Genomic DNA, 13,871 nt, shown 5'->3' with positions numbered 1-13,871 from the left:
TGGCGGGCGCTTTCCGCGCCTGCCAGCAACTCCGGATGACGCAGCGAGGTGCAGTCTGTTGACCATCAATGCCGAAAACATCAAGACTATGACCAAAAGCGAACAGGCAGGTGACATGCCGACTGTTGGAAGCCGCCTGTTCGGCGGGCTCGATCGCAAGCGCTTGCGCGCCTATGCCCCGGCATTGGTGCTGATCGCACTCTGCATTCTGATCACCATCGCCAATCCCAATTTCATCGAGCCGCGCAATCTCGTGCGCATCGCCAATTCCGCCGCGGTGCCGCTGACGCTTGCCATGGGGCTCACCTTCATCATCCTGCTCGGCAGCATCGACCTTTCGGTCGAGGGATCGCTGTCGGTGGCCGCGATGGTCACCGTGCTGCTCGCCACCAACGACGCGAATGCCAATGCCTATGGTTGGCTCGCCGTGATCGCCGCCATCGCCGCCAGCACCGCCATGGGCTTCACCACCGGCATCATCCAGACCTTTCTCCGGATTCCATCCTTCATGGCGACGCTCGGCGTCTGGTTTATCGGGCTCGGGATCTCCGTCTATATGCTTGGTGGTTCGGCTGTGCGCCTGATGGATCCGTCGATCCGCGATCTGGCGCTGGCGCGCTTTCTCGGATTGCCGGTGGCAGTCTGGGTGGCGCTTGCCGCCTTCCTGATCGCCTGCACCGTTCAATATTACACCCGGCTTGGGCGCCACATCATGGCGATCGGCGGGGGTGAGGATGTGGCCGAGCTCTCGGGCATCAATCTGCGCCGTGTCCGCATCATGGCCTTCGGGCTCGCCGGCTTCTTCTTCGGCGTTGCCGGCGTGCTTGCCGCCGCCCAGCTTGGCCGTTCGGATGCGGTCATCGCCGACGGCCGCCTGTTTGCCGCCGTGACCGCCGTCGTCGTTGGCGGAACGGCGCTGACTGGCGGCGAAGGTGGGGTCATCAATACGCTGGTCGGCGTGCTGATCGTCACCGTGCTGAGCAACGGCATGATCCTGCTCGGCGTCTCGCCCTATGTGCAGCAGACCGTCCAGGGCCTGATGATCATTGCCGCCGTCGCGCTGTCGCTCGACCGCCTGCGCCTCCAGATCGTGAAGTGACCGCCATGTTGTCAGCCAACGAAATCAGCAAATCCTTCGCCGGCGTTCACGCATTGAAGAACGTCTCGCTCGAAATCCGCCCGAACGAGGTCGTTGGCCTCATCGGCGAAAATGGTGCCGGTAAATCGACGCTGATGCGCATCCTTGCCGGAACGCACCAGCCCGACAGCGGCACGCTTATGCTCGACGGGCAGCCGTTGAAGCTGCGCAATGCGCGTGATGGCGCGGCCAACGGCATCGGCATGGTGTTTCAGGAACAGTCCCTACTCCTCAACCTCTCGGTGGCCGAAAACATCTATCTCGGCCAGGAAGACCAGTTCGTCCGCTTCGGCATCATGGACTGGAAGGCGATGCGCGCCGCCGCCCGCCGCCAGCTCGAAAAGATCGGCGTCGATATCGATGTCACGGCGCGGACCTCGGAACTGACCTTCGCGGCCCGCCAGATGGTCGAGCTCGCCAAGGCGCTGACGCTGGAAGAGACTGTCTCGCGCCCGCTTGTCATCCTGCTCGACGAGCCAACATCGGTCTTGAGCGGTAGCGATATCGACGTGCTCTTCAAGCGGGTGCGCTCGCTGAAGTCGCGGGCAAGCTTCGTCTTCGTCTCGCATCGGCTGGACGAGGTGCTGCGCATCTCGGACCGCGTCTACACGATGAAGGACGGTCAGGTGGTGGCCGAGCATCGGGCCGCCGATGTTACCGGTCCCGAGCTTCACGAGATCATGGTCGGCCGCGGGCTGCAGGCGACCTATTACAAGGAAGACAAGCAGCTACCGCCGAAAAGCGAGATCGTCGTCGATGCCAGCAGGCTGTCGATCGACGGCGCTTTCCACGATGTCGACCTGCAGATCCGTGCTGGCGAGATCGTCGGTATTGCCGGCGTCGTCGGCTCCGGCCGCGAAGAGGTGACGCGGGCGATCGGCGGCTTCCTGACGCACACGGCCGGTACGCTGAAGATCAATGGCGAGCCGGTGCATTTCCGTTCGCCGGAGCAGGCGGTGCGCAAGAGCATCGGCTATATCCCCCGCGAACGGCGCGTCGAGGGACTGGTGATGTTCCTGTCGATCGCTGAGAATATCAGCCTTGCCGATCTCTCCTCCGTCATGCGCGGCGGCGCGATTGATTACCGGCGTGAACGCAAGCTCGCCGCCGACTGGATCAAGCGGCTGCGCATCAAGGCGCCGGGACCGGATATTGCCTGCCGTAAACTCTCGGGCGGTAACCAGCAGAAGGTAGTGCTGGCACGCTGGATGACGGCGGGCTCGCGGATCCTGATCCTCGATCATCCGACCCGCGGCCTCGATGTCGGTGCCAAGGAAGAGGTCTACGAGCTCGTCCGGCAGCTCTCCTCGGAAGGCGTCGCGATCCTTTTGATATCGGACACGCTGGAAGAAACGATCGGCCTGTCGCATCGCGTGCTGGTGATGCGCGATGGTGCGGTCACGGCCCATTTCGATGCGGCTCCGGGCGCCAAGCCGGATCAGGTCGATCTCGTTGCGGCAATGGTGTGAGGAGGCAATCATGTTCAAGGACATCAAATCCCTTCTCACGGCAGGCTGGATGCAGGGCGCCATTCCGCCAGCGCTGCTCGTCGTGCTGGTGCTGGTCATCGAGATTGCCGCACCCGGCTTCCTCACCGGCGATACGCTGATCCTTCTCTTGTCAAACACGGCAGTGCTTTTCATCCTCGCCGCGGGCGTGACCTTCGTCATCCTGATCGGTGGCATCGATCTGTCGATCCAGTCGGTGGCTTCGCTCTCGAGCGTCATCCTGGCGCAGCTCTTGCCGCAGATCGGTATGCTCGCTTTCCCGGTCGCGATCCTGTCGGGCCTCATCTTCGGCGTGCTCAGCGGCTACGTCCATGTTCGGCTGAAGGTGCCATCCTTCGTCGCCACCTTGGCGACCGGTGGTGTGGTTGCCGGTATCGCGCTCTGGGCCGCGGCCGGACGGGCGATCACCATCGAAGAGGGTGGCCGTGAAAACACGGCCTGGATCAACGGCAATTTTGCCGGTCTGCCGACTGTTATCTGGATTGCCGCGATCATCGGCGTGCTAGCCTTCGTCGGCCTGCGCTATACCCGCTTCGGCCGCCACAGCCTGGCGATCGGTGCCGGCGAGCCGGCGGCGATTGCGGCGGGTATCAATGTCGAGCGCACCAAGATCGTCGCCTTTGCGATCTCGGGCATGCTGGCGGCGATTGCCGGCTGCATCCTCGCCGCCCGTCTTTCCAGCGGCTCGCCGAATCTCGCCAATCAGCTGCTCCTGCCGGCGATCGCTGCCGTCATCGTCGGCGGCACGGCGATTACCGGCGGCCTCGGCGGCGTGGCGCGAACGGCGGTCGGCGCGCTGATCATCTCGATCGTGCGCATCGGCATGACCTTTATCGGCATCAATATCTTTGCCGAAAACGTCGTCTTCGGTTCGGTGCTGATCCTCGCCGTCGCCATCACCATCGACCGCAGCAAGATTGCGATCATCAAATGAGGATGGCTCCCAACAAAAAAAGCCGCGCCCAGGGGCGCGGCTCTCCGAAAGCGGACCGATCGTTACATCGTGTCGAGGCCGATCAGCTCGATCTTGTAGCCATCCGGATCCTCGATGAAGGCGATATGGGTCGTGCCGTGCATCATCGGGCCCGGCGGGCGCGGGATCTTGGCGCCCTGCTTTTCGAGCGCGGCGCAGACGGCGTAGATGTCGTTGACGCCGAGCGCCAGGTGGCCGAAGCCGGTGCCGAGTTCGTAAGGCTCTTCGCGGCCCCAGTTATAGGTCAGTTCGATGACGGTGTCGGTCTCCTCCGGACCGTAGCCGACGAAGGCGTTGGTGAACTTTCCGCCCGGATAATCATCCTTGCGCAGAAGCGTCATCCCGAGCAGTTCCGTGTAGAACTTGATCGACCTGTCGAGGTCGAACACGCGGATCATGGTGTGCATATTTCGAAATTGGCCGGACGCTGCGGTCATAATACGGATCCTCCTGCAAGTTATCGATTTTACACTGGTTTTTAGCGAATGGCGAGCAGCGGAAAGTAACCCTGCACTTGATGTTCGAAACCAGTGTTGTATGATAACCATGTAAGTGACCCAATTGTCCAGATGTTTTCCCGCTGAACCGGAGCAACCGCATGAATGCCCACTCGCCCCTGCAGGAAAGAGCGCTTGCCGCCCTCGCTGCCGCCATGCCGGCAGACCTGTTGCTGACGGACGGCGAGGCACTCGAGCGCTATAGCCGTGACTGGTCCGGCGAGCATTACGGCCGTCCGTTGGCGGTCGCGCGGCCCCGCTCGGCCGAAGAGCTCAGCCAGCTGATGGCCTTCTGTCACCAAGAGAAAATCCACGTTGTTCCCCAAGGCGGATTGACCGGTCTCGTCGGCGCGGCGGTTGCGAGCTACCCGGGCGGCGAAGTGGTCGTCTCGCTGGAGCGGATGAACAAGGTGCGCTCGGTCAATCCGATCGATTACGCCATGGTCGTCGAGGCCGGCTGCATTCTCGAAGACGCCAAGCGCCATGCCGAGGCGAAGGACTGTATCCTGCCGATCACTTTCGGCGCACAGGGGACCTGCCGCATCGGCGGCAACGTCTCGACCAATGCCGGCGGCTTCAATGTGCTGCGCTACGGCATGACGCGCGATCTGGTTCTCGGCCTCGAGGTCGTGCTCGCCGACGGCCGCATCTGGAATGGTCTCAGGACGCTGCGCAAGGACAATCGCGGTTATGACCTGAAGCAGCTTTTCATCGGCAGCGAGGGCACGCTCGGCATTGTCACCGCCGTGGCGCTCAAGGTCTTCCCGAAGCCCGAACAGGTCGAGACCGCGCTGGTCGGCCTCTCCTCCGTCGATGACGCGATGCAGCTCTATGCCCGGGCGCGCCGCCAGTGCAGCGATCTCCTGACGGCGTTCGAGCTGATCCTGCGCGGGGGCCTGGAGATCGCCATCAATTCCCGTGACGACCTGCCCGATCCGTTGAGCGAGCCCTATCCCGTCTATGTGCTGATCGAGGCGTCGGCCGCCGGGCGTGTCGATCTCCGCGCACTGCTCGAAGGTTTCCTCGCCGATGCATCCGATCTCGTCCTCGACGGCGTCATCGCAAGCAGCAAAGCACAGGGCGACCGCCTCTGGCTGCTGCGCGAGATGATGGTGGAGGCGCAAGGGCGCGGCGGACGATATCTCAGGACGGATGTGTCCGTTTCCATTTCGAGCCTCGCGGCCTTCGTGACCGACACGCTGGAAGCGCTTTCTGACAAGTATCCGGAAGCGATCGCCGTGACCTATGGCCATGTCGGCGATGGCAATATTCATCTGAACATCGTGCCGCCCGTCGGCATGCCTGCCGATCAATACGATGCTCTCTTTCATGCGACGGAAGAGGTGATCTTCGACGTGACGGACAAGCATGGCGGCTCGATCAGTGCCGAGCACGGCATCGGCCGCGTCAAGCAGAGCGCCTTCCTGAAACGCGCCGACCCCTTGACGCTGGAACTTTCGCGCCGGATCAAGGATGCCTTCGACCCGAAGCATCTGTTGAGCGAGGGGCGTATATTGGCAAGTGCAGCAGGCAGTGCAGAGGGGTAGGGAATGACGTTGAAACTCGACAAGGTCAATCGGGGGCCGCATCTATCGACGCTGGTCGCGAGCTCGATCTCGCGCGAGATCGCCCAAGGGCGTCTGCGGCCGGGCGATCAGCTTCCGACCGAACAGCAGCTTGCCCAGACATTCGGCGTCAGCCGCAACGTGGTGCGTGAGGCGATCGCGCGCTTGCGCTCCGAGGGGCGCATCTGGTCGCAGCAGGGCCGCGGCGCCTTCGTCGCCGACCAGCCGAACGCCACCGTGCTGACCATCGATTACGAGGCGCTGCAGCAGGCAAACGCCTTCCAGTCACTCTTCGAGCTTCGCGGTATCCTCGAAGTCGAAGCCGCAGCGCTTGCCGCCAAGCGGCGGACAGCCGACGATCTCGGCGCCATGAAAGAGGCGCTGGTAACGATGCGCGATGCGCCCTATGGCAGCGTCATGTGGCTGAAGACCGATCTCGAATTCCACAAGACCGTCGCTGCGGCGACAGGCAATGTCTACATGGTGCAGTTCCTGATGTTCGTTTCCGAGCGGGTGCGCGAATCCATTCTCGCATCGGGCAACCAGCAGCGCTCGGAGGACCTGGCGGCCGTCACGCTCGGCGAACACCAGCGTATCCTCGATGCGATCGAGGCAGGCGATGGCGACGAAGCCCGCGATGCGATGCGCGACCATCTCCATGGCGCCGCAAGCCGCGTCGGTCTTGCCGGAGAACAATCCGAGTAATCTGTTGAGGATCAGACATGACTGGAAGACTTGAGGGAAAGACGGCCGTCGTCACGGCGGCCGGGCAGGGGATGGGGCGTGCCACGGTGCTGGCCTTCCTGCGGGAGGGCGCCCGCGTCTGGGCGACGGATATCGACGCCGCCAAGCTTGAAACACTGAACGACCATGCCGGCGTGACGACCCGCAAGCTCGATGTGCTGAACCCCGCGGAGATCACCGCCTTTGCCGGTGAGATCGGTGCCCCGGATATCCTCTTCAACTGCGCCGGCTTCGTCCATCACGGCTCGATCCTCGATTGCGACGAGGATGCCTTCGACTTTTCCGTCAACCTGAACATCCGCGCCATGTACCGGATGATCCGGGCCTTCCTGCCGGGCATGATCGAGCGTGGCGGCGGCTCCATCGTCAACATGGCCTCGGTCGCCTCGACCGTCATCGCCGCGCCGAACCGCTTCATCTATGGCACCACGAAGGCTGCCGTCATCGGCCTGACGAAATCGGTGGCGCTCGATTATGTCGGCAAGGGCATTCGCGCCAACGCCATCTGCCCAGGCACGGTCGAAAGCCCGTCGCTGCAGGATCGTATGCGTGCGCTCGGCGATTACGATCAGGCGCGGGCCGGCTTCATCGCTCGCCAGCCGATGGGGCGCCTTGGAACACCGGAAGAGGTGGCCGACCTCGTCGTCTACTTAGCCAGCAATGAATCGGCCTTCATGACCGGCAATGCCCTCGTCATCGATGGCGGCTGGGCGAACGCCTGAAGACAAACCCCTTGAACGGATAATCGATATGAAGCTTCTGAGATACGGCCAGCGCGGCGCCGAAAAGCCCGGCATCCTCGACAAGAACGGCAAGGTGAGGGACCTGAGCGGCCAGATCGATGACGTCGCCGGCGCCAATCTGACGGCCGCGGGCCTCGCCAAGATCGCCGCCATCGACATCGAAAGCCTGCCCGTCGTCGCCGAGCCAGGCCGCCTTGGTCCCTGCGTTTCTCGCACCGGCAAATTTATCTGCGTTGGCCTGAACTATGCCGACCATGCTGCCGAAACGGGCGCTGCCATTCCCGCAGAGCCGATCCTGTTCATGAAGGCGACGAGCGCCATCACCGGCCCCAACGACAATGTCATCATTCCCCGCAAGTCGAAGAAGACCGACTGGGAAGTCGAGCTCGGCATCGTCATCGGCGATGAAGCACGCTACGTCTCGGAAGCCGATGCGATGAAGCATGTCGCCGGCTATTGCCTGATCAACGACGTCTCGGAGCGCGAGTTCCAGGCGGAACGCGGCGGCCAGTGGACCAAGGGCAAGTCGGCCGACAGCTTCGGCCCGATCGGCCCCTGGATGGTGACGCGCGACGAAGTCGCCGATCCGCAGGACCTGAAGATGTGGCTCTCCGTCGATGGCGTGATGCGCCAGAACGGCTCGACGAAGACGATGATCTTCGGCGTTTCCTTCCTCGTCCACTACATCTCGCAGTTCATGAGCCTGCAGCCGGGCGACATCATCTCGACCGGCACGCCCCCGGGCGTTGGCCTCGGCATGAAGCCGCCGGTCTTCCTGACGGCCGGGCAGACGATCAAGCTCGGGATCGAAGGCCTCGGCGAACAGACGCAGCTGACTGTTGACGCTGCCTGACGATAGTAGGGAGCCGCATTTGCGGCTCCCTACTTACCGAAGCTGCATGGTGTTGAGCAGCCGAAGGGCGGCGCAGGCTGCGCCATAGCCATTGTCGATATTGGTGACGAGAAGGCCGGGCGCGCAGCTCGCGAGCATCGCATTCAGCGCCGTACGGCCCTCTTCGGCGGCGCCATAGCCGACGGAGGTCGGGACGCAGATGAGGGCGCCGCCATAGAGACCGCCAAGGACGCTTGCGAGCGCCGCATCCATTCCAGCAACGGCGATGACGATTGGAAAGCGCCTGATGTCCTCGACCCTGTCCATCAGCCGCCAGAGACCGGCGACCCCGACATCGATCATGAAATTGCACTCGACGCCGGCGTGGCGAAGGGTGCGCTCGGCCTCGCGCGCTGCCGGGGCATCCGATGTGCCGGCCGAGACGATCGCGACCTTTCCGGTGAGCGACAGTGGCGGCAGCTCTCCGAAATAGGCGGTTTTCGACGTCTCGCACCAGTCGGTTTGCGCCTTGAGATGCGCAGGTAGTGCATCGTATTTCGCCGCATCGAGACGGGTCAGAAGCAGGCTCGCATCACGCTCCCTTGCGCTTTCGAGAATGCCCGCGATCTGTTGCGGCGATTTCCCGGCGCAGAAGACGGCTTCGCTGAGACCGATGCGCTCGGCCCGGGCGAAATCGAAGACGGTGTCGGTGCTGCTCATGGCCGTGCACCGATGAAGGCGCTGCCGTTGCGGTAAGGCTCGAAGGTGAGTTTCTTGCCCTTGTGGGCTTCAGGCAGCATCTCCCTCAGAACGGCGCCCATGTCACCTGTGCGCTGAAGGCTGCCGGGATCCAGTTCGACGACGACGCCGCTGCGGCGGATGCGGCAGCGGACCGTCTTCGGGCTAATCGCCTGTGTGAGGAAAGTCTCGATGCGATGCACCGCCGCCAGCGTTGCGGCGTCGATGGCGATCGATGTCTCGACGCGGCTGGAGAGGCAGGGCGAGGCGGGCAGTTCCGACAGGTCTCCGAGACCAGCCTCGCGCGCCAGACGCCGCACATCGGCCTTGCCGATCCCGGCCTCCACGAAGGGATGCCTGACAGAGAAATTGCGGGCGGCATCGAGCCCCGGCCGGTATTCGCCGAGATCGTCCAGATTGGTGCCCGACAGCACCTGCCGGGTGGTCCTGGCAGTGATGGCGCCGTAAAGATTGCCCTTGCAGAAGAAGCAGCGATTGAGGGGATTGGCGATGTAATCGGGGTCGGAGAATTCGCCGGCATCGATCAGCTGCAGGTCCCAGCCTTCCCTATCCGCGAGCATCCGCACCCGCTCCGTCGCCTCGGGCGGCACGGCCGGCGAAACGGCGTGCATGATACCGGCGCGCCCGGCGCCCAGGCGCTGGACGGCGATCGTCGCCAGTGTCAGCGAGTCGATGCCGCCGCTGACGGCGATCGAGACGTCGCCCAGCGTGTCGAGTACCGTGCTGAGCGCCTCTCTCACAGCAGATCTCCTCTCTTCTGCTTCAGCAATCCTTCCAGCAATCGACGCAACCCGTTGCGGGCGGCTGCACCCGACGTCGAGGCCAGCGTATCGGCCTCGAGCTTGGCGCTTCGCCCGGACGGGCGGTCAACCACCTTGAAGGCATAGACCTGGCCGCCATGCTCGACGGCTTCTTTTTCGCGGCGCAGCGTCATGCGCGCCGCCGTCGAAACGCGCAGGCCGATCGTCGTCGTCTCGTCGAGGATGGCATTGACGACCTCTTCCTTTGCGGCCGGGTCGGCGAGCACCCGCAGATGCGTCATCATCCGGCTCTTTTTGCCGAACACTGGCGCCTGGATGACATCGCGCACGCCGTCCTGGCTGCGCAACCTGTCGATCGCCTGGGCGATATCCTCGCCGGTCTGGTCGTCGATCTCGCATTCGAGGACTGCGATTGTCTCCTCGCTGATAGCTGCGTTTTCCCGCCGCTCGAAGGCGAGCAGCCGCAGGCAGTTGCTGACGCCCGGCAGTCGCTTGCTGCCGAAACCGTGGCTCGAAGCCTTCAAAGTCCTCCGCCCGGGAGCCGTAGGCTTCTCGCAGAGATAGGCGAGGATTGCCGCACCGGTCGGCGTCACGCGCTCACTGGCAATGCCATCGTCGATGACATCGAAGCCCCGGAGCAGGTGAACGGTCGCCGGTGCCGGGACAGGGAGGAGCCCATGCGCGGTCCTCACCCGGCCGCTGCCGAGCGGAATGGGGCCGACGGTCCAGCCGGTCGCGCCGATCTGGCCGATCAGCCATCCGGCGGCGACGATATCGGCAATCGAATCCCAGGCGCCGACCTCGTGGAACGTCACGTCGTCAGGTGCTTTCCCATGCACCCGCCCCTCGGCGTCGGCGAGCTTGCCGAAAATGCCGATGGCATGGCGTATGGTTTCGGCATTGAGGGACGATTGTGCCAGGGCACCGCGGATCGTTCGCCAGGCCACGTGGTCGTGTGTGAGGTCATCTACGCCGTGATCGTGGGCTTCATGTTCATGGTGATGATGGCCATGATGGTGGCGGTGATGATGTCCGTGGCCATGATCATGAACGTGGTCAGGCCCATGATCGCGATGGCGGACGGTGAAGCGGCTGCCAGTGAGGATGCCGTCGTTGTGGGCAACAAGCGCGCAGTCGACGCGCTCGATCAGCGGACAAAGCTTTAGTGCCGCCTGCAAGCCTTCCTGCAGGTCTGGCCGGAAATCGAGCAGGGCGGCGACGAACATGTCGCCTGCAATGCCGCCCACCGGATCGAGATGAACTTCGAGCACGTTTCCGTCCCTATTTTCCGGTCCTGTGAGCGGTGAGCGACACGCCGTTGGCCGCCGCGATGACATCAGACAGCGCCGGTACGAAGGATTGGCCCTGGCCGGCGGCGACTGCGGTTGCAAAGCTGTTGCGCACGGCCGCTCCGACCGGGTTGACCGCCTGCAGTGCCTGGGCGAGCGAGGCGAGGTAGGACATGTCCTTCAACGCATTGGCCATCGCGAAACGCTGGGCGTTTTCGTTGCGGTTCAAAACGAATTCGAAGAAGGCCTGATAGAAGCCGCAATCCATGCGGCTGCCGCGCAGGACGCTGTCGAAGACTTCGGGTGTCAGCCCCGCCTTGGCGGCGATCATCAGCGCTTCGGAATAGATCGCCGAATAGCCCATCGACACGAAGTTGTTCAGAAGCTTCATCGTATGACCCGTTCCGGCAGGACCGGTTTCGATGATGCGGGCGGCGAAGGCTTCGAGGATCGGCCGGGCGCGGGCAATGCCATCGGCAGAGCCGCCCGCCATCACATCCAGCTTGCCTTCGGCCGCTTCCTTCGGCGTGCGGGCGAGCGGCGCATCGACGAGCGTGATGCCCTGCTGGGACAGTTCGGCCGCAAGCCTGATCGTCACGGCCGGGTTGGATGTCGAGCAGTCGATCAGCAGCATCCGCTTGCCGGAGGCAAGCAGGCCATCCGCACCCGATAGCAGCTGCTGGACCTCTTCCGATCCGGTGACGCACAGGATCACCACATCGGATGCCAGCGCCAATTCTCTCGGCGTCGCCGCTTCGTCGGCACCCTGGGCCTTCAGCGCCTCCACAGCTTCGCGCCTGCGATGCGCCATCACGGTCAGCGGCCAGCCCTTGCTCAGAAGGTTGGCCGCCATGCCGGAGCCCATGGCGCCGAGACCGATGAACCCGATTTTCTCTTTCATGCTTTCCTCCCGGTTGGTTTCGGTATCCCGGTATGCGGGCTTTTGCTTTTTCTAGTGGTATGGTTTAGCAACGGCAGTATTGGCAGCCCGGCGCCGGACGGCGAGATTGGACTTCGGAACGGAATGAAGGACAGGGACAGCGCGGTTTTCAACACCATCCCGCAGACGCCCAATCTGCGCAGCGGACTGGCCGACAGCCTGATCGCGCAGATCGAATCCGGCGATCTGAAGCCCGGCCAGCGCCTGCCGACCGAGCAGGCGATCATGGAAGCGACGGGTGTGAGCCGCACCATCGTGCGCGAGGCGCTGGCGACGCTGAGGGCCAAGGGGCTGATCACCACGCGCCAGGGTCTCGGCGCCTTCGTTTCCAACGATCCGACGCCGCGCTCCTTCTCCATCATCCCGAACGACCTGGAATCGATCGACGAAGTGCTGCGCGTTCTCGAACTGCGCATCGGCATCGAGTATGAGGCCGCCGGCCTTGCGGCCCTGCGGCGCACGCCGGAGGATATCGCCCGCATGCAGGCGCGGCTGGATGCGCTCGATCAGGCGATCGAACAGGGTGGCTACGGGGCCGAGGAGGACTTCGCCTTCCACCGCTCGATCCTGGTCGCAACGCAGAATTCCTATTACGGACGGCTGTTCGACACGTTCGGAACGGCCATGGTGCCGCGCCAGTGGGCGCGGCTCGACAACATGACGGCGCTGGAGCGCGAGGGCCATGCGGCCCGCATGCGCAAGGAACATCACGCGATCTTCCAGGCGATCCGCGACGGCAATGAAGCGGCGGCGCGCAAGGCGCTGCGCGCCCACCTGTCGAAGAGCACGGCGCGCTTCGAAGAGCTCCGCGACGCCCGTCTTCATCGATAGCCGGTCAGCCCGCATAGCGAGGCACGACATAAGGCCCCTCCGGAATGATCGCGACATCGGGATCGCTGCTTCGTGAAATGCTGCGGGCGATCGCGGCCGTCAGGTCGTCGATCACGCCGACGCCGGTGAGCTCCCGGTCGCCGCCGGAAAGCCCGGTCGTATAGAGTTCGACGCGCCCGAGCCGCATCGGCTTCAGCTGCATCTCCGTCTGCCATTCATCGATCTCGGCAAGGTTCTTGGCTGTCAGCGTCGCCAGGAACCGATCCGGGCCGAGCTCGACGAGGCGCGCCTGCGCCTCGCGGAATTCGGGCGAGCCGAAGCCTTCGGAACATTCCGACGCGATGATCAGCGTGCCGCCGGGCTTCAGGATATCGAGCGGCGTCACCATGCCCTTGATCGTCTGGTAATAGGTCTTGTCGAGCGGATAGCCGGCGGACGAAGTGACGACGGTCGAAAACTTGCGGTCCATCGCCACCTGCGTCGCGCCGCTGACGAAATCGACGGCCGCCTGATGGCTGGCGATGATCTCGCCGAAGGTGACGCAGACGAGATCGCGCTCCTCGTCCAGCACCGTATTCAGCGCAAAGACCTCGCCGAGCATGCGGACGATCTCCAGCTGCTCCTCGTGCAGGGGATTGCCGATAAGATTGCACTGCACCGCGAGCGGGTCTTCCATGAAGCGGGCCGAATGGAAGGTGCGGATCGTCTCGTGATGGGCAACACCCGGCGCGATGACCTTGCGCCCGCCGGACCATCCGGCCATGAAATGCGGCTCGACGAGCCCGGTGGCAATCTTGAGATCGGCCTCGGCAAACAGCCGGTCGAGCTTGACTGGCGTGCTCCGTGTTTTCGTGAAGCCGAAATCGATATGGGCATCTTCGTCGCGCGCGTAGTGGTTCTCGACGCGGACATTTTCGAGAACCCAGGGATCGCCGACGAGCTCGGCCAGTTCATCGCCGAGATTGGGACGGTGGAGGCCGGTTGCGACCAGCACCGAGATTTTTTCGCGCGCAATGCCGGAGGCGATCATCGTCTCGATCATCGGGCGCAGGAACAGCCGATTCGGCACCGGCCGGGTGATGTCGCAGATCAGGATGCAGGCGCTGCTGCGTCCCCTCGCGAGTTCGGCAAGCGGCGCCGATGCGATCGGATTGTCGAGAGCGCTGCGAATGGCCGCCTTGGGGTCGGCGAGCTTCGGAAGTGCCTGCTTTCGGATCACCGCCGGGCGGGCGCCCGGTGGAAGAGTGATGTCGAGATGGCCGCGGCCATAGGAGAGGGCGATTTCGTTCAT

Annotated in this window: 13 protein-coding genes and 1 pseudogene; 8 read left to right on the top strand and 6 right to left on the bottom strand. The window is 63.8% G+C overall.

What is annotated here, in order from left to right:
- The first annotated feature begins 58 nt into the window (after positions 1-58).
- The 3 genes from ACQZ5H_RS09045 to ACQZ5H_RS09035 are packed head-to-tail and all read left to right on the top strand — an operon-like array spanning position 59 to position 3,580.
- Positions 59-1,099: an ABC transporter permease gene (locus ACQZ5H_RS09045; protein WP_449097418.1), complete on the top strand. Its 1,041-nt coding sequence runs from the start codon at positions 59-61 to the stop codon at positions 1,097-1,099.
- A gap of 5 nt (positions 1,100-1,104) precedes the next feature.
- Complete coding sequence (locus ACQZ5H_RS09040; RefSeq protein WP_449097417.1) at positions 1,105-2,607, top strand: sugar ABC transporter ATP-binding protein; 1,503 nt, start codon at positions 1,105-1,107, stop codon at positions 2,605-2,607.
- A gap of 10 nt (positions 2,608-2,617) precedes the next feature.
- Positions 2,618-3,580, top strand: coding sequence for an ABC transporter permease (locus tag ACQZ5H_RS09035; RefSeq protein ID WP_112714789.1), 963 nt, complete (start codon positions 2,618-2,620; stop codon positions 3,578-3,580).
- A 62-nt stretch (positions 3,581-3,642) separates the two neighbouring features.
- Here ACQZ5H_RS09035 and gloA read toward each other — a convergent pair whose 3' ends face one another.
- Entirely contained in the window at positions 3,643-4,056 is a 414-nt protein-coding gene (gloA, locus tag ACQZ5H_RS09030) for a lactoylglutathione lyase (RefSeq protein ID WP_112714791.1), read from the bottom strand.
- A 161-nt stretch (positions 4,057-4,217) separates the two neighbouring features.
- On the opposite strand from gloA, the gene ACQZ5H_RS09025 reads away from it, so the two are divergent.
- The 4 genes from ACQZ5H_RS09025 to ACQZ5H_RS09010 are packed head-to-tail and all read left to right on the top strand — an operon-like array spanning position 4,218 to position 8,021.
- Complete coding sequence (locus ACQZ5H_RS09025) at positions 4,218-5,663, top strand: FAD-binding oxidoreductase (RefSeq protein ID WP_449097416.1); 1,446 nt, start codon at positions 4,218-4,220, stop codon at positions 5,661-5,663.
- A 3-nt stretch (positions 5,664-5,666) separates the two neighbouring features.
- Complete coding sequence (locus tag ACQZ5H_RS09020; protein ID WP_199625693.1) at positions 5,667-6,386, top strand: FadR/GntR family transcriptional regulator; 720 nt, start codon at positions 5,667-5,669, stop codon at positions 6,384-6,386.
- 17 nt (positions 6,387-6,403) lie between these two features.
- On the top strand, positions 6,404-7,147 hold the full coding sequence (locus ACQZ5H_RS09015) for an SDR family oxidoreductase (protein ID WP_449097415.1): 744 nt from the start codon (positions 6,404-6,406) through the stop codon (positions 7,145-7,147).
- 28 nt (positions 7,148-7,175) lie between these two features.
- A complete protein-coding gene (locus ACQZ5H_RS09010) occupies positions 7,176-8,021 on the top strand; it encodes a fumarylacetoacetate hydrolase family protein (protein ID WP_449097414.1) in 846 nt (281 codons plus the stop codon).
- 33 nt (positions 8,022-8,054) lie between these two features.
- On the opposite strand, the gene larB is transcribed toward ACQZ5H_RS09010, so the two are convergent.
- The 4 genes and pseudogenes from larB to ACQZ5H_RS08990 form a co-directional block, all read right to left on the bottom strand.
- Positions 8,055-8,720: a nickel pincer cofactor biosynthesis protein LarB gene (larB, locus tag ACQZ5H_RS09005; RefSeq protein ID WP_449097413.1), complete on the bottom strand. Its 666-nt coding sequence runs from the start codon at positions 8,718-8,720 to the stop codon at positions 8,055-8,057.
- Positions 8,717-9,499, bottom strand: a complete 783-nt coding sequence (gene larE, locus ACQZ5H_RS09000; RefSeq protein WP_449097412.1) for an ATP-dependent sacrificial sulfur transferase LarE — start codon at positions 9,497-9,499, stop codon at positions 8,717-8,719. Before larE ends, larB begins: the two co-directional genes overlap by 4 nt.
- Positions 9,496-10,791: a nickel pincer cofactor biosynthesis protein LarC gene (larC, locus tag ACQZ5H_RS08995; RefSeq protein ID WP_449097411.1), complete on the bottom strand. Its 1,296-nt coding sequence runs from the start codon at positions 10,789-10,791 to the stop codon at positions 9,496-9,498. Before larC ends, larE begins: the two co-directional genes overlap by 4 nt.
- 10 nt (positions 10,792-10,801) lie before the next feature.
- Positions 10,802-11,725, bottom strand: a pseudogene (locus ACQZ5H_RS08990) (NAD(P)-dependent oxidoreductase); the annotation flags it as partial.
- A gap of 108 nt (positions 11,726-11,833) precedes the next feature.
- Here ACQZ5H_RS08990 and ACQZ5H_RS08985 point away from each other — a divergent pair.
- Positions 11,834-12,580: a FadR/GntR family transcriptional regulator gene (locus tag ACQZ5H_RS08985; protein WP_112714809.1), complete on the top strand. Its 747-nt coding sequence runs from the start codon at positions 11,834-11,836 to the stop codon at positions 12,578-12,580.
- Between the two features lie 4 nt (positions 12,581-12,584).
- On the opposite strand, the gene ACQZ5H_RS08980 is transcribed toward ACQZ5H_RS08985, so the two are convergent.
- Positions 12,585-13,871: a lactate racemase domain-containing protein gene (locus ACQZ5H_RS08980; protein ID WP_449097410.1), complete on the bottom strand. Its 1,287-nt coding sequence runs from the start codon at positions 13,869-13,871 to the stop codon at positions 12,585-12,587.

It is taken from the genome of Rhizobium sp. 21-4511-3d (genome assembly GCF_053522545.1).
Note: the sequence above shows the minus strand (reverse complement) of the source record. Positions and strands in the feature narration are given on the sequence as shown.